We start from the raw sequence: 15,096 nt of genomic DNA on the forward strand, positions 1-15,096 counted from the left end.
CAGCAGCCTGCGGTGGAAGCGGTCCATCGGGCCGCGGCGCCCCTCCTTGGAAAGGCCGGCAGCTTCCAGCTCCTTGAACTCAAAGCCCTTGCGCAACAAGTGTTTTGTCAGCTTCTCCCAGCCCGACGGCGCGAATCCGCAGCCGAACCGCCGAGCCGCCTCGGCGTCGAAATGGCGTTCCTTCAGATACTGCCGGGCCGGTGCCGCCTCGTCGGACTCCAATGCCGCCGCGTAGAACTCCGCCGCGGCGGCGTTGGCCGCGATGAGCCTGCTTCGGCTGCCGCGATCGCGCTGCACGTTGGTGGCCGCGGCGCCGGTGTACGCGATCGTGTGGCCGATGCGGTCGGCGAGCAGTTCGACCGCCTCGACAAAGCTGACGTGTTCGATCTTCTGGACGAACGCGTACACGTCGCCGCCTTCGCCACAACCGAAGCAATGGAAGTGGCCGTGGTTGGGGCGGACGTGAAACGACGGCGACTTCTCGTCGTGAAACGGGCACAGACCCTTGAGCGAATCGGCACCCGCGCGCCGCAGTTGGACGTAATCGCCGACAACTTCCTCGATGTTCACCCGCTCGCGGATGGTCGCGATGTCGCGATCCGGAATGCGGCCCCGTCCCCGTGGGCGGCCGTCACCATCGCCCCCGCGCGGGCGGCCCTCCCATGAACTTGCCGGGCTTGACATCGATTCAGTCTAAAGCGCCGAACTGGTCGGCTAACCCGTTCCGATCACGCCGCATGCGACCCGGTCCATCGCCGCCACCATGTCGCCGTTGTCGGGGCCGTGCAGCATCAAAGCGGTCTTGTTTCCGCCCAGCAGCATGTCCCTGTTGAACGCGTCGGTGGTGGTCACCAGGTAAGCCGAGCCGTCCGAACGCACCTCGAGCGACGTCAGGTCACCGCTTTCGGGCTTGCCGGTATGTCCGGGTGCTTGGAAGTGGCCGCCCGCGGACAAGAAGTTCCCGGGCGGACCGCCGGCGGGGGCAACCGAGTTGGGCTCGCACTTGCCGATCTCGTGGATGTGCATGCCGTGGAAGCCCGGCGCCAGGATTCCCCCGGCGACCGTCTTGACCGTGACGGTGACATAACCGCCGGTGAAATCGAAGGTGGCTGTGGCCACGTCGCGGCCATCGGGCGCCTTCAGTTGCGCGGTGAGCGACTGGCCAGTGGGTGCCGCGCTGGTCGTCTCGCCGGACGACGACGGCGCGGCGCTTTTCACCGGAGGGTTGGTGCCCGATTGGCTGCTCGCGTGCTGAGGCGAGCTGCATGCGGTCACCGCGACAACGGGAAGCCCCACCAGAAGGCTGGCAATGCCGGTGAATTTCATCATGCTCCGGAGCCTAACCCCCGATCGCGACGCACCGTCCGGGTGTGACGACTTATGGCCAAGTAGCCGCTAAACATTGGCTTGGTGGGCGTCGACGCGCTCGAGCCGACCCTCGGTGTACGAGGCGATCTGGTCGACGATCACCCGCAGCCGGGCGCGGTCGTCGGCCGCGGTGGTGAACGCCGCGGCGAAGATCGGGTCGAGTGTTCCCGGCGCCCCGGCGTACATCCAGCGCGCCACCCGGTGGATCCGCTCGCGCTGCCCGGCCTGGGTTTCCTGATGGCGTGGATCGGACATGATGAATTGCAGCGCCAGGATTTTCAGCAACGCGACCTCGGCGCGAACCAGATCGGGCACCTGCAGGTCGGCCCGGAAACGGACCAGCGGCCAGGGACCGGCCACCGCACGCGTGGTGGCGATGGCGGCCGAGGCGAACCTGCCCACCAGCTCGCTGGTCAATTGTTTGAGCGCGACCGCGGCCGCCAGCGTGGCGTCGTATTTGCCGACCGCGGCGACCACCGGCAGGCCCGACAGCCGCTTCGCGGCGGCCATGAAATCGTCGGCGCTCACTCGGGAGAACTCGCTCTCCCCCAGGCTGGCCAGCGCCGCCGCCTCGTCGTCGTCGGCAAGCACCCGTAGGTCGATGCGTTGCGAAACGACGCCGTCCTCGACGTCGTGCACCGAATACGCGACATCGTCGGCCCAATCCATCACCTGCGCTTCCAGGCACATCCGGCCTTCCGGCGCGCGGTCGCGAACCCAGGCCGCCTGCTCGCGGTCCTCCTCGTAGAACCCGAACTTGCGCTTGGCGTCACCGCGCGTCCACGGGTATTTGGTGACCGCGTCCAGCGATGCGCGAGTCAGGTTCAGCCCCGCGCTATTGCCTTGCTCGTCAAGCACTTTGGGCTCGAGGCTGGTCAGAATCCTGAAGTTCTGCGCGTTGCCCTCGAAACCGCCGTACATTTCGGCGACCTCATCGAGCGCGTGTTCGCCGTTATGTCCGTACGGCGGGTGCCCGATGTCGTGGGCGAGGCCGGCCAATTCGACGAGATCGAGGTCGCAGCCCAACCCGATAGCCATTCCGCGCCCGATCTGGGCGACCTCCAACGAGTGCGTCAACCGGGTGCGCGGGGTGTCGCCTTCGCGGGGTCCGACCACCTGCGTTTTGTCGGCCAGTCGACGCAGGGCGGCGCTGTGCAGCACCCGGGCGCGGTCCCGGGCGAAGTCGGTGCGGTGCTGCCCTTCCGTGCCCGGCAGACCCGCCGTCTTCGGTGCCTCGTGGACGCGACGCTGACGGTCGAAGTCGTCGTAGGGGTCGAACTGATTCGTGCTCACCTTCTCATTCACCGCAGCACAGTCTGCCAGGGAAAGCGGGCTACATTGACCTATGCGCAATGCTCGCCTGCTTAGCGCGATCCTGGTCATCCTCACAGGTCTGGGCGGGGGCCTGCTGCTGGCACCGCCCGCCGACGCGCAACCGCCGTTCCGGCTGCCGGATCAGGTCACCGACAACGCGAATGTCCTCTCGGTTTCCGGTCGCGCCGCGGTGAGATCCGCCAACGACAAGCTCTACGCCGATCGCCACATCCGGCTGTGGGTCGTCTACGTCGACAGCTTCTCCGGGCAGGGCGCGGAGGGCTGGGCAAGACGCACCAGGAGCGAAAGCGACTTGGGCGACTACGACGCGATACTGGCGGTGTCGACCACCGACCGCGCATACGCCTTCTTGGTTCCGTCCGCGGTCAGGGGTGTCACCGCGGCCCAGGTTGATCGACTGCGTCGCACCAAGATCGAACCCGCGCTGCACAACGGCGACTGGAGCGGTGCCGCGGTCGCGGCGGCCGATGGGCTCAACGCACCGCCGCCGACGTCGGGCCGCGTATTCCTGCTACTCGCACTGGGCGCCATCGCCATCGCGGTGGTGATTCTCCTGCTGGTCATGCGTTATCGCCGCAAGCGACGGCGCGCCGCCGCCTTGGCCGCGGCGCGGCAGGTCGACCCCACCGACGCCGCGGCGCTGGCCGCCGTCCCACTCGAGGCCCTCGACGACCTGTCGCGATCGATGGTGGTCGAGGTCGACAACGCGGTGCGCACCAGCGCCAACGAGCTGACGCTGGCGATCGATGAGTTTGGAGACGAGCGCACGCAACCCTTCACCAAAGCCGTGGATAACGCCAAAGCGGCTCTCTCACAAGCGTTTAACGTTCGCCACCAGCTGGACGACAGCACGCCCGAGACGCCGGCGCAGCAACGCGAGCTGCTGACCCGGGTGGTCGTGTCAGCGGCTGGCGCCGACCGCGAACTCGAATCACAGCGCGAGGCATTCGACAAACTGCGAGACCTGGTGCTCAACGCCTCGTCGCGGCTTGACGCGTTTACCGGACAATATGTCGAACTGACCAGTCGTATCGCCCCGGCCCAACAGCGACTGGCCGAGCTGGGCAACGAATTCGAGGCCACGGCTCTGACTTCGGTGTCCGGCAACATCGGCAGCGCCAATGAGAGGTTGGCGTTCGCGGACCGCAACATCAGCTCCGCCCGCGCGCTGACCGCCGTCGTGCAGCGCGGGCAACAGTCGCCGTTGGTGGACGCGATCCGGTCCGCCGAGTCGGCGCTCGGCCAGGCCGGGGCGCTGCTGGATGCGATCGACAACGCGGCCAACGACATCAACCACGCGCTCGCCGCACTGCCGTCGGTGATCGACGACATTCAAGCGAACGTCAAGCGCGCGGACGAACAGTTGCAAAAGACGCGGACCACCGCCTCGGGTCACACCGCGGAACTGACCGCGGCGCGCGAAGCGGCGAACCGAGCCATCGCCAGGAGCCGCGTCGACGCTCACGCAGATCCGCTCGGCGCATTTTCGCGGCTCACTAAGGCCGACGCCGACCTCAATCAGGTGCTGGCCGCCGTTGCCCAGGAACAGGCGAATGCGGAGCAGCTCAGCCGCTCACTGGAACAGGCGCTGTTCACCGCGGAGTCGCGAGTGCGCGGCGTCTCCGATTACATCGACACTCGTCGCGGCAGCATCGGAGCCGAGGCCCGGACCCGCCTTGCCGAAGCCAAACGGCACCTGCAGGCCGCGCGGGACAAGAAGTCGGCCCAGCCGACCGAAGCGATCGCGCACGCCAACGCCGCGTCGACGCTGGCCGCCAATGCGCAGGCGCTGGCGAATGTGGACGTGCAGCAGGCCCAGCGCGCCTATGCAAGCCGCGGAGGCGGCGACGCCGGCGCGATGATCGGCGGGCTCATCATCAACGACCTGCTTCGGGGCGGCATCCGCGGGGGACTCGGGGGATGGAGCCCCACCTCGTTCGGCGGTTCTCCGAGGTCGTCCCACGGCGGCCTGATGGGTGGCGGCGGGCGGTTTTAGACTGCCGCACTGAAGGATTGGGCGACTTTGCGCGCGCAAAATGCACAAACGTCGCTGTATATATGGCTGTAGCTAGCCCGCCGCCGGGGAATGCGGTACCACTCGCACGATCCGCGGCATCTCGAAACGGGGTTCGGCTTCGCCTGCCCAGCCGCCCCATTCACTGCCACCCTCGGCAGCAGGAGCGGGGTTGGATGCTTCGGTCGTCGCAGCGGCCGCATCAGTGCCCTCTTCGGGCTTCGGCGCCCAGTGGTCGTAATCGTCCGGCGGAACGACCACGCCCCAAATGAGCGGGACGGATAAGCCACCGAGCAGGCCCGACTCACCACGAATCGCCGATACCTCGGCATCGTCAGGCAACGGTGAACCAAGAGGCAAAAGCATGCCGCCCCCTTCCACAGCCCGTGTACGTTCGGACGCTGTGGCGAACTCGGAAGAACCTAGCGGTGCTTATCGTAAGCCAATATGAAGATATTTGAAGGAAAATGCCGGTTTTGACTTTGTTAAGCAGATGTTCCAAGTGCGTGCGGAGACCGCGACCCGATAACCGCCCAGCGCTTGTGATAGTCCCACGGGGCCTAACAATATTGCGGGACAACGATTTACATCAGTCGGTGTCCGCGCCACCAAGGGAACGGGCGGAGTGGCCTGTCGGATTTCCGGCTGCGGGGCTTACGCGACGCAGCATACCGAAATTCATGCTTTCGTAACTCATTCGTGCATTTGGTCGGGGCGACAGGGGTTCCGCACCATGCCGGCTCGCCCGAATTCGGCTTTATGGATACGAGTTTCGGGGCCGTTCCGCGCGGCCGGGACCAAAGCTGCGGTAGCGCACCGCGACACGAATACTTCCGCGTTATTTGGCGCCGGATCGCGGCACGACTTTGGGCCGCGAACGCACCACGGCAGGGCGTGGCCCGCCGCGCCGCTTCTCCGCGGCGGAATTGTCGCCCTGATCTTCTTTGGCCTTCACCGGCATCGGCATCGCTCGCATGCTTCCCGAGGACCCCGACGACCCGGACGTCGCTGCCATCGTCGGGATTGGAGCGCCGAGAACCGATATCGCTGTGCCCGCCACAGGCGCAGGCATTGCGCCCTGCCACGTCGGTGGCACCGAGATCGCACCCACCCACCGCGCTTGACCCAACCCCGCCGAGGCGACTCCGAAGCCGGCCACGGGCGGGGTCATCGGAACGGCGCTGGGAGCGACGCTGGGGACATCAACGGCCAGGTTGGTGGCACCGGCCACCATCGGAGCCCCCTGCCCCGCAGTTTGGGCCAGCGCCATCATCGGCGAGATCAGCGCGGTCGCGGGGTACATCCCGATCTGGGCGACCGACATCGCGGTCGTCACGGGCGTGGAGGTAAGCAATGTCGTCAACGGTGAGAGGGCAGCGAAGAACGACTGGAACTCCGTGGCGATGCTGGTCCCCAGCGGGCCCAGCATGCTGAGCAACTGGGACAAGATGTTCGCCAACGGCGCCGTGATCAGCCCCATCAAGCTGCCCGCCAGGGTCGTCGGGGGCGGGCTGAACGTCGGCAATGTCGCCGCCACCGACGTGGTCCCGACGTGGTAGCCGAGCATGGCCGCCACATCCTGAGCCCACATTTCCAGGTACTCGAGCTCAGTCGCCGCAATCGCCGCCGTGTTCTGACCCAAGAAGTTCGTAGCGATCAGCGCCACCAACTGAGCGCGGTTCGCATACACCGAGGGCAGCGGCACCGTGGCCGCCAGCGCCATTTCATACGCGAACGCCGCCGCCCGAGCCTGTCCGGCGGTAATTTCGGCGTGCGCTGCCACCCCGTGCAACCACGCCACATACGGCGCCGCCGCGGCCATCATCGCGGCCGACGACGGACCCGACCACGCGCCACCGGTCAAATCCAGAACCACGGCATTGAACGACGACGCTGCGCCCGAGAGTTCCGCCGCCAACGCATCCCAGGCGGCCGCCGCCATGAACAGCGGACCGGACCCGGAGCCGCTGGCTATCAACGCAGAATTGATCTCGGGAGGAAGGAACGCAAAAGCAGGAATCATCGGATCCTCAACCAACCGACGGAGTCAATACGGCTCCCGAACCCCCGTAGCCCGACAACCACCCGCTGCCGCCTGCTCCGAACGCCCAATGCCCGAGCCTAAAGCAGACGCAATACGAAATCCCGAACTTTTTGCAAACCTTAACCCAGAAATCCGGGCTCGGCCATTCGTCGCGCCGGTTAGCAGCCCTTGAGCCGGACCGCCAGATAATCCGTTACGGCATCCATCGCGACCCGCTCCTGCGTCATGTCGTCGCGCTGACGCACCGTCACGGCGTTGTCCTCGAGGGAGTCGAAATCCACCGTCACACAGAATGGCGTCCCGATCTCATCCTGGCGCCGATAACGTCGCCCAATGGCACCGGCATCATCGAAATCGATATTCCAATTCCGACGCAATTCGGCGGCCAGATCTCGCGCCTTGGGACTCAGGTCGGCGTGCCGGGACAGCGGCAGGACCGCGGCCTTGACCGGTGCCAGTCGTGGGTCCAGCCGAAGCAGGGTCCGTTTGTCCATCCCGCCCTTGGCGTTCGGAGCCTCGTCCTCGGTGTACGCGTCGATCAAGAAAGCCATGAACGACCGCGTCAGACCGGCCGCCGGCTCGATCACGTAAGGCGTGTAACGAGTATCGGCGACCTGGTCGTAGAACGACAGGTCGACACCGGAATGCTTTGCGTGCGTTGACAAGTCGAAGTCGGTCCGGTTGGCGACACCCTCCAGCTCACCCCACGGGTTGCCGACGAAGCCGAACTTGTACTCGATGTCGACGGTGCGGTCGGAGTAGTGCGAAAGCTTGTCGGCCGGGTGCTCGAATAGCCGCAGATTGTCGGGGTTGATGCCCAACTCGACATACCACTCGTGTCGGGTGTCGATCCAATACTGGTGCCATTCTTTCGCGGTCGACGGCTCGACGAAGAACTCCATTTCCATTTGCTCGAATTCGCGAGTTCGGAAAATGAAGTTGCCCGGAGTGATCTCGTTGCGGAAACTCTTGCCGATCTGGCCGATGCCGAAGGGCGGCTTGCGCCGAGCGGTCGTGACGACGTTGGCGAAGTTCACGAAGATGCCCTGCGCGGTCTCCGGACGTAGGTAGTGCAGGCCTTCCTCGGTCTCGATGGGGCCGAGATAGGTCTTGAGCATCATGTTGAACTCGCGTGGCTCGGTCCATTGGCCGGGCTCGCCGGTGTCGGGGTCGCGGATGTCGGCCAGCCCGTTGGGCGGCGGATGACCATGCTTGGCTTCGTAGGCCTCGATCAGGTGGTCGGCGCGGTAGCGCTTGTGGGTGATCAACGACTCGACCAGCGGGTCGTGGAAGACCTCGACGTGGCCGGAGGCCACCCAGACCTGCCGCGGCAGGATGATCGACGAGTCGAGGCCGACGACGTCGTCGCGGCCGGTGACGACCGCGCGCCACCACTGCCGTTTGATGTTCTCCTTGAGTTCCACGCCCAGCGGGCCGTAATCCCAGGCCGACTTGGTGCCGCCGTAGATCTCGCCCGAGGGAAACACGAAGCCCCGCCGCTTGGCCAGGTTTACAACGGTGTCGATGACGGACGCCACGGGGCGGTGCACTCCCTTTCCGGGTTTGGCGGGTACTTGCGGCGGTCAACCGCAGTGCGCAGAGCACCAGTCATGGTAGCGATCGACGCCGTGGTCTTTGACATGCGTCATCATGCATGTGACAGTGGAAGGCAGCCGATCGCAACAGCTCGCGGCGTACACATTCCACTACCTGGCACTTTCGAGGTGATGTCTCTCTCCCATGGCGATGTCTCCCTCAACCCCTACCGCCGCCGATGGCGACATCGACTCGGACCTCAGCGTGATGCCGCACGAGCATGGTGGACCCGACGCCGGTGGGCACTCCGGACTCGTCGACTACCCGGTCCCGCCGTCGCGGGAGATCCTGGACGCCGCCGGTGAGTTGCTGCGGGCGCTCGCCGCGCCGGTGCGGATCGCGATCGTGCTGCAATTGCGGGAGTCGCACCGCTGCGTGCACGAGCTGGTCGACGCGCTCAACGTCCCGCAGCCACTGGTCAGCCAGCATCTGAAGATCCTCAAGGCCGCCGGCGTCGTCACCGGGGAGCGGTCCGGCCGCGAAGTGCTTTACCGGCTGGCCGACCACCACCTCGCGCATATCGTCGTCGATGCGGTTGCGCACGCGAGCGAGGGCATTGAATGACCCGCGCCGTCGACGAAGCAGAGCGCAGCGATGAGGAGGAGGGGCGCCGATGAATGGAGCCAGTGTTCGATCCACCCGGCAGCGGGCGGCGATTTCGGCCCTCTTGGACACGCTCGACGACTTCCGCTCGGCCCAAGAGATGCACGACGAGTTGCGCCGTCGCGGCGAGAACATCGGGCTGACGACCGTCTACCGGACACTGCAGTCGATGGCCGCGGCGGGAATGGTCGACATGCTGCGCACCGACACCGGCGAGTCGGTCTACCGCAGGTGCTCGGAGCACCATCACCACCATCTGGTATGCCGCAGTTGCGGTTCCACGATCGAGGTGGGCGATCACGAGGTCGAGGAGTGGGCGGCGGCGGTGGCCGCCAAGCACGGCTACTCCGACGTCAGCCACACCATCGAGATCTTCGGCACCTGTTCAGACTGCGGGGCCTGAGCCGGCCGCTGTGCCGAGTGTGAAGATAGGTTCACGTTCGCGGTCCAACGTGAAAGTAGCTTCACGCTGGGCAACCTGATTTTGGCTCAGCCGATCAGCGCGCGGTGCGGCTGGCCGCACCGCCGGCATCGAGTGTGAAGCTCGCTGCACACTCGGCGGTTAACGGGCTCAGGGCACCAGCTTCTGACGTATGTCAGCGCCCGCGTCGAGCACCAGCAGAATCATGGTGCGCAAGGCGTCATCGGTCAGGCCGCCCCCGGGGAAGTTGTAACGCAGCATCACGTCGGCGCTCTTTGCCGCGCCCCTGCCCGAATTACGCTGCACCGCTTTCTCATTGACCTTCTCGGTCAACGTGACGCTGCCGAAGTTGCTGTCGCGCGCCAGCTTGGCTACCTGATCGCTGATCTTCTTGGACAGCGGCAGATCCCACGCTAATACCTGGGTGAGCGATACCAAATCGAGGTTCTCGACGATGGCCACCACCCGTAACGACGCGATGGTGCCGCCGTGGCGGACGGTCAGCGCGCCGTCGGGTTCCTCGTCGACCGGCAGGACGTCGCCGAGTACCGACGCGAGACGCTCTTGCAAAGACGGCATTATGCGCTCCCGAATCTTCGGTTGCGGGAAGCGTATTCCTCGCAGGCGGCCCACAAGTCGCGCCGGTCGTAGTCGGGCCACAACTTGTCCTGGAAGATGAACTCGGCGTAAGCCGCCTGCCACAACATGAAATTGCTGGACCGCTGCTCCCCCGAGGTCCGCAGGAAAAGGTCGACGTCGGGGATGTCGGGTCGCTGCAGGTGATGCGCGACGGTCGACTCGGTGATGCGCTCCGGGTTCAGCCGACCTGCGGCGGCCAACCGCGCGATTTCCTTTGTTGATTCCGCGATCTCGGCGCGACCACCGTAGTTCACGCAGTAGTTGACGGTGATGACGTCGTTGCCCTTCGTCATCTCCTCCGCGATCGCCAATTCGTTGATGACGCTGCGCCACAACCGCGGCCGCGAACCGACCCACCGGATGTTGACCCCGATGGTATTGAGGTTGACCCGCCGCATGCGCACCACGTCGCGATTGAAGCCCATCAGGAAGCGGACCTCATCGGGCGAACGCTTCCAGTTCTCCGTGGAAAAAGCATAGAGGCTGAGCCACTTGATCCCGAGTTCGATTGCGCCGCAGACGATGTCGATCACCACCGCCTCACCCGCCTGATGTCCGTCGGTGCGGCGCAACCCCTGTTGGGTAGCCCAGCGCCCGTTGCCGTCCATCACGATGGCGACATGGTTGGGCAGTCGGTCGGCCGGAATCCGCGGCGCCGCAGCCTTGGACGGATGTTGGGGCGGGCGGCGCGGACCGCCGTCGCGCGACGGCGGCAGCTCCGGGAAGACGACGGGCCAGGTCGACTTGTCGGGAAAGGTCGGATAGTCCTCGGGCGCCGGCGGCAATTGCGGGAAGTCGGTGGACGTCAGCGCGTGCTCGTGGTTCTTAGCCACAGTCCATATCCTGCCCGATCAGCGCTGCGCGCCGTTCGGCGATGGTGCGGTCGACGTGATACGTCCGTTCCACCAGCGGCAACGTTTTGAGCTGTCGTTCCAGATGCCATTGCAGGTGTGCGGCCACCAACCCGCTGACGTAGCTGCGGTGCGATTGCGGCGCGTTGTCGGCGAACTCCCAATCGCCGTCGTGTAGCGCGCACATCAGGTCCAGCACCCCGGGTGGCGGTGTGGTCGAACCGGCCGGGCGGCAATGCGGGCAGACGCTGCCGCCGGCGGCGATGTGAAACGCCCGATGCGGGCCGGGGGTGGCGCACCGGGCGCACTCGGTCAGCGACGGTGCCCATCCGGCGATGCCCATGGCGCGCAGCAGGTAGGCGTCCAGCAGCAGGTCCCGGGACCGGTGGCCGTCAGCCACCGCTCGCAGCGCGCTCACCGTGAGCCGGTGCAGCGCCGGGGCGGGTGCCCGCTCCTCACCGGCGAGGCGTTCGGCGGTTTCCAGCATCGCGCATCCACAGGTGTAGCGGCCGTAGTCATTGACGATGTCGGTGGCGAACGCGTCGATCGAGACGACCTGGGTGACGATGTCGAGGTTGCGGCCGGGGTGCAGTTGCGCATCGATGTGCGCGAAAGGCTCCAGCCGCGCGCCGAATTTGCTACGGGTGCGACGAACGCCCTTGGCCACCGCGCGGACCAGCCCGTGGTCCCGGGTCAACAGGGTCACGATTCGGTCGGCCTCGCCGAGCTTGTGCTGGCGCAACACAACTGCCCGGTCTCGATACAGCCGCATATCCATAGTTTTGCACCCCGCCGCGACATCGCTGGTATCCGCGCCGATTAGTCTCCTACTCCGTGATTGGCGCTTCTGGGTCCGGTTCCGGCCCCACTTTCGGATCCGGCAGCCAGCGCCTGCCCACGCTGACTGACCTGCTGTATCAGCTCGCCAACCACTCGGTGACGTCGGTCACATTGGTCCGCCGATCCCTCCAGGCCATCAACGCCAGCCAGCCCACTTTGAACGCCTTCCGGGTGGTGCTGAGCGAGTCGGCACTGGCCGACGCGGTGGAGGCCGACCGGCGACGCGCCGCCGGGGACACCGCGCCACTGCTCGGCATCCCGATCGCGATCAAGGACGACGTCGACGTTGCTGGCGTGCCCACCGCCTTCGGGACGGAGGGATACGTCCCGCCCGCCACCCACGACGCCGAGGTGGTGCGCCGCCTGAAGGCGGCCGGCGCGGTGATCGTCGGCAAGACCAACACCTGTGAATTGGGCCAATGGCCGTTCACCAGCGGGCCGGGTTTCGGACATACGCGCAACCCCTGGTCGCGGCGGCACACGCCGGGCGGATCGTCGGGCGGTAGCGCCGCCGCCGTGGCCGCCGGCCTGGTCTCCGCGGCGATCGGGTCCGATGGCGCGGGCAGCGTCCGGATCCCCGCCGCCTGGACGCACCTGGTGGGCGTCAAGCCGCAACGCGGCCGCATCTCCACGTGGCCGCTTCCGGAGGCGTTCAACGGCATCACCGTCAACGGCGTGTTGGCCCGCACGGTGGCCGACGCCGCGCTGGTGCTCGACGCCGCCTCGGGCAACGTCGAGGGCGACCGGCACAAGCCGCCCCCGGTGACGGTGGCCGACTATGTCGGCAAGGCGCCGGGTCCGCTGAACATCGCGTTGTCAACGCGGTTCCCCTACACCGGTTTTCGAGCCAAGCTGCACCCCGAGATTCTGGCCGCGACGCGAGCGGTGGGCAAACAACTCGAATTGCTCGGCCACACAGTGGTTTCCGGCAACCCCGATTACGGCCTGCGGCTGTCGTGGGACTTCCTCGCCAGGTCCACCGCCGGGTTGCGGGACTGGGAGGAGCGGCTGGGCGACGGGGTCATCCTGGACCCCCGCACGATGGCCAATCTGCGCATGGGCGCCGTTCTGGGGCAGGCGATTCTGCGCAGCGCCCGCCGGCACGAAGCCGAGGCTCAGTATCGGGTCGGTTCCATCTTCGACATCGTCGATGTCGTGCTGGCCCCGACGACCGCCCAACCACCGCCGTTGGCCCGCGCCTTCGACCGCCTGGGCGGGCTGGGCACCGACCGGACGATGATCGCCGCGTGCCCGGTGACGTGGCCGTGGAACGTGCTGGGCTGGCCGTCCGTCAACGTTCCGGCGGGGTTCACCTCCGAGGGCCTGCCGATCGGCGTGCAACTGATGGGTCCGGCCAACAGCGAGGGCATGCTGATCTCGTTGGCCGCCGAGTTGGAGGCCGTCTGCGGGTGGGCGAGCAAGCAGCCCAAAGTGTGGTGGAACCAGGGCGCCGACGCTCCCTCGTCGCCCGCGATCGGCTCCTGACCTGGGTCCGGCCGCGCGTTTGTACCTAACGACCGGGGTATCCATTCGTGATGGATCAATCCGCCGCGGAGCAAATCACTCCTTATACCCGGCATTCCGGCCGTCGTTCTCGGCGAACGACTCAATGACGCTGTGCTGGAATACCTTTGCTCTGGCTTGAGCGCAGGCATGAACCTGCCCGACCCGGCGGATCTGCAGACCGTCCGAGTCCTCGCGTGACTGGTCCTGCCAAGCGGCCAGCGGTTGCGACAAATCAAGCAGACACGGGAAACGTCGCGCACTAAAACCCTAATCGGCCAAGCTGTTTGGGGTCACTCTGCCAGTTTTTGGCGACCTTGACCCGCAGGTCCAGGTAAACCTTGGTGCCCAGCAACTTCTCGATCTGGCCGCGCGCCGCGGTGCCTACCTCTCGTAGCCGGGCACCACCCTTTCCGATGATGATGCCCTTCTGGCTGTCCCGCTCGACGTAGAGCAGCGCATGCACGTCGACGAGGTCGTCGCGGTCCTCCCGCGGATTGACCTCATCGATGACCACGGCCAGCGAATGCGGAAGCTCGTCCCGGACCCCTTCGAGGGCGGCCTCGCGAATCAGCTCGGCCATCAAAACCTCTTCGGGCTCGTCGGTCAGCTCACCGTCGGGGTAGTACGCCGGTCCGACGGGCAGCGCCGCGGCCAGCACGTCGATCAGGATGTCGACCTGGGCGCCGGTCGCGGCCGACACCGGCACGATCTCGGCATCCCCGACCAGCTCGCTGACCGCGACCAGCTGCGCGGCCACCCGGTCTTTGGGCACCTTGTCGATCTTGGTGACCACGGCGACAAGCGTTGTCTTCGGTGCGGTGGAACGAATCTGCTCGACGATCCACCTGTCCCCCGGGCCGATCGCCTCGTCCGCCGGGATGCACAGCCCGATCACGTCGACTTCGCCATAGGTGTCGCGCACCAGGTCGTTAAGCCGCTTGCCCAGCAGCGTGCGGGGCCGGTGCAGGCCCGGCGTGTCCACCAGGACGATCTGGAAGTCGTCGCGGTGCACAATCCCGCGAATGGTGTGCCGGGTGGTCTGGGGCCGCTTCGAGGTGATCGCGACCTTCGTGCCGACGAGAGCATTGGTCAGTGTCGACTTGCCCGTGTTCGGCCGGCCGACCAAACACACGAAACCCGAATGGAATTCACTCATCACGTTCGGCCTCCGCGCCATCGGACGAACCGTTGGACTCGACCGGGCTCAGCAGAACGGTGCCGATCCGGACCCGCCCGCGATGATCGGGACCGCCCTCGGCCTGCAGCCGCAAGCCGTGCGAAATCACCTCGGCACCCGGCAGCGGGACCCTGCCCAATTCCAGTGCGAGCAGGCCCCCCACGGTGTCGACGTCGAGATCGTCATCGAACTCCATCCCGTACAACTCGCCGACGTCTTCGATGGGCAGCCGCGCGGAGACCCGGAAGTGCTTGTCGCCCAAATCTTCTACCGGCGCCGTCTCCGCCTCGTCGTACTCGTCGGCGATTTCACCCACGATTTCTTCGAGCACGTCTTCGATACTGGCCAGGCCGGCTATCGCTCCATACTCGTCGACGAGAAGCGCCATGTGGTTGCGGTCGCGCTGCATTTCACGCAGCAGCGCATCCAGGGGCTTGGAATCCGGCACGAACACGGCGGGACGCATCACCTGCGCCACGGTGGTGCTGCGGCCGCGGTCCCCCGACGAAAACGCCCGTTGAACAAGGTCTTTCAGGTATACAACCCCGACGATGTCATCGACGTTCTCCCCGATCACCGGAATGCGGGAGTGCCCACTGCGCACGGCGAGGTTCATCGCCTGGCTGGCCAGCTTGTCGCTTTCGATCCAGATCATCTCGGTGCGGGGCACCATCACCTCGCGGGCGGGGGTGTCGCCGAGCT

At 66.3% G+C, this 15,096-nt stretch carries 15 protein-coding genes and 1 pseudogene; 5 read left to right on the plus strand and 11 right to left on the minus strand.

The genetic code is table 11. From position 1 onward, the window contains the following. The 3 genes from JOZ00_RS17115 to JOZ00_RS17125 all read right to left on the minus strand — a co-directional run. On the minus strand, positions 1–684 hold a 684-nt coding region (locus JOZ00_RS17115), incomplete at its 3' end, for a DNA primase (RefSeq protein WP_293345628.1). A gap of 30 nt (positions 685–714) precedes the next feature. Beyond that, the gene (locus JOZ00_RS17120) at positions 715–1,329 is read right to left on the minus strand and encodes a superoxide dismutase family protein (RefSeq protein ID WP_293345630.1); all 615 of its coding nucleotides are present in this window, start codon (positions 1,327–1,329) and stop codon (positions 715–717) included. 66 nt (positions 1,330–1,395) lie between these two features. Further along, entirely contained in the window at positions 1,396–2,661 is a 1,266-nt protein-coding gene (locus tag JOZ00_RS17125) for a deoxyguanosinetriphosphate triphosphohydrolase (RefSeq protein WP_293345654.1), read from the minus strand. A 52-nt stretch (positions 2,662–2,713) separates the two neighbouring features. On the opposite strand from JOZ00_RS17125, the gene JOZ00_RS17130 reads away from it, so the two are divergent. After that, positions 2,714–4,699 (plus strand): TPM domain-containing protein, encoded by a 1,986-nt coding sequence (locus tag JOZ00_RS17130; RefSeq protein ID WP_293345632.1) that lies wholly within the window; start codon positions 2,714–2,716, stop codon positions 4,697–4,699. Between the two features lie 72 nt (positions 4,700–4,771). Here JOZ00_RS17130 and JOZ00_RS17135 read toward each other — a convergent pair whose 3' ends face one another. The 3 genes from JOZ00_RS17135 to JOZ00_RS17145 form a co-directional block, all read right to left on the minus strand. Further along, entirely contained in the window at positions 4,772–5,083 is a 312-nt protein-coding gene (locus tag JOZ00_RS17135; RefSeq protein WP_293345634.1) for a hypothetical protein, read from the minus strand. A gap of 472 nt (positions 5,084–5,555) precedes the next feature. Beyond that, positions 5,556–6,740 carry a PPE family protein gene (locus JOZ00_RS17140; RefSeq protein ID WP_293345636.1) on the minus strand — a complete coding sequence of 395 codons (1,185 nt, stop codon included), beginning with the start codon at positions 6,738–6,740 and terminating at the stop codon, positions 5,556–5,558. Positions 6,741–6,919: 179 nt separating this feature from the next. Further along, positions 6,920–8,311, minus strand: coding sequence for a glycine--tRNA ligase (locus JOZ00_RS17145; RefSeq protein ID WP_293345638.1), 1,392 nt, complete (start codon positions 8,309–8,311; stop codon positions 6,920–6,922). Positions 8,312–8,501: 190 nt separating this feature from the next. Between JOZ00_RS17145 and JOZ00_RS17150 the strand changes: the two genes are divergently transcribed. Beyond that, positions 8,502–8,921 carry a metalloregulator ArsR/SmtB family transcription factor gene (locus JOZ00_RS17150; RefSeq protein ID WP_293345640.1) on the plus strand — a complete coding sequence of 140 codons (420 nt, stop codon included), beginning with the start codon at positions 8,502–8,504 and terminating at the stop codon, positions 8,919–8,921. Positions 8,922–8,970: 49 nt separating this feature from the next. Further along, positions 8,971–9,363, plus strand: coding sequence for a Fur family transcriptional regulator (locus JOZ00_RS17155; RefSeq protein ID WP_293345642.1), 393 nt, complete (start codon positions 8,971–8,973; stop codon positions 9,361–9,363). A 168-nt stretch (positions 9,364–9,531) separates the two neighbouring features. Here JOZ00_RS17155 and JOZ00_RS17160 read toward each other — a convergent pair whose 3' ends face one another. From JOZ00_RS17160 to recO, 3 genes are read right to left on the minus strand one after another with little or no spacing between them, the layout of a single operon-like run. Further along, positions 9,532–9,960 (minus strand): hypothetical protein, encoded by a 429-nt coding sequence (locus JOZ00_RS17160; RefSeq protein WP_293345644.1) that lies wholly within the window; start codon positions 9,958–9,960, stop codon positions 9,532–9,534. Beyond that, positions 9,960–10,829, minus strand: coding sequence for a decaprenyl diphosphate synthase (locus JOZ00_RS17165; protein WP_293345656.1), 870 nt, complete (start codon positions 10,827–10,829; stop codon positions 9,960–9,962). Before JOZ00_RS17165 ends, JOZ00_RS17160 begins: the two co-directional genes overlap by 1 nt. 16 nt (positions 10,830–10,845) lie before the next feature. After that, positions 10,846–11,643, minus strand: coding sequence for a DNA repair protein RecO (recO, locus tag JOZ00_RS17170; protein WP_293345646.1), 798 nt, complete (start codon positions 11,641–11,643; stop codon positions 10,846–10,848). Between the two features lie 62 nt (positions 11,644–11,705). On the opposite strand from recO, the gene JOZ00_RS17175 reads away from it, so the two are divergent. After that, positions 11,706–13,196, plus strand: coding sequence for an amidase (locus JOZ00_RS17175; protein ID WP_293345648.1), 1,491 nt, complete (start codon positions 11,706–11,708; stop codon positions 13,194–13,196). 62 nt (positions 13,197–13,258) lie between these two features. Next, positions 13,259–13,415 (plus strand): annotated as a pseudogene (locus tag JOZ00_RS17180) (ornithine decarboxylase); the annotation flags it as partial. A 61-nt stretch (positions 13,416–13,476) separates the two neighbouring features. Here JOZ00_RS17180 and era read toward each other — a convergent pair. Then, positions 13,477–14,373: a GTPase Era gene (era, locus tag JOZ00_RS17185; RefSeq protein WP_293345650.1), complete on the minus strand. Its 897-nt coding sequence runs from the start codon at positions 14,371–14,373 to the stop codon at positions 13,477–13,479. Next, a partial coding sequence (locus JOZ00_RS17190) for a hemolysin family protein (RefSeq protein WP_293345652.1) occupies positions 14,366–15,096 on the minus strand: 731 nt, incomplete at its 5' end. The genes era and JOZ00_RS17190, both read right to left, overlap by 8 nt.

Origin of the sequence: Mycobacterium sp., assembly GCF_019243155.1 — a bacterium.
Lineage (GTDB): Bacteria > Actinomycetota > Actinomycetes > Mycobacteriales > Mycobacteriaceae > Mycobacterium.

What these genes read in the sequence shown, in the direction of transcription:
- JOZ00_RS17120 (WP_293345630.1), bottom strand. Translation starts at nt 1,329, where the DNA reads ATGATGAAATTCACCGGCATTGCCAGCCTTCTGGTGGGGCTTCCCGTT.
- JOZ00_RS17130 (WP_293345632.1), top strand. Translation starts at nt 2,714, where the DNA reads ATGCGCAATGCTCGCCTGCTTAGCGCGATCCTGGTCATCCTCACAGGT.
- JOZ00_RS17135 (WP_293345634.1), bottom strand. Translation starts at nt 5,083, where the DNA reads ATGCTTTTGCCTCTTGGTTCACCGTTGCCTGACGATGCCGAGGTATCG.
- JOZ00_RS17140 (WP_293345636.1), bottom strand. Translation starts at nt 6,740, where the DNA reads ATGATTCCTGCTTTTGCGTTCCTTCCTCCCGAGATCAATTCTGCGTTG.
- JOZ00_RS17150 (WP_293345640.1), top strand. Translation starts at nt 8,502, where the DNA reads ATGGCGATGTCTCCCTCAACCCCTACCGCCGCCGATGGCGACATCGAC.
- JOZ00_RS17155 (WP_293345642.1), top strand. Translation starts at nt 8,971, where the DNA reads ATGAATGGAGCCAGTGTTCGATCCACCCGGCAGCGGGCGGCGATTTCG.
- JOZ00_RS17160 (WP_293345644.1), bottom strand. Translation starts at nt 9,960, where the DNA reads ATGCCGTCTTTGCAAGAGCGTCTCGCGTCGGTACTCGGCGACGTCCTG.
- recO (WP_293345646.1), bottom strand. Translation starts at nt 11,643, where the DNA reads ATGCGGCTGTATCGAGACCGGGCAGTTGTGTTGCGCCAGCACAAGCTC.
- era (WP_293345650.1), bottom strand. Translation starts at nt 14,373, where the DNA reads ATGAGTGAATTCCATTCGGGTTTCGTGTGTTTGGTCGGCCGGCCGAAC.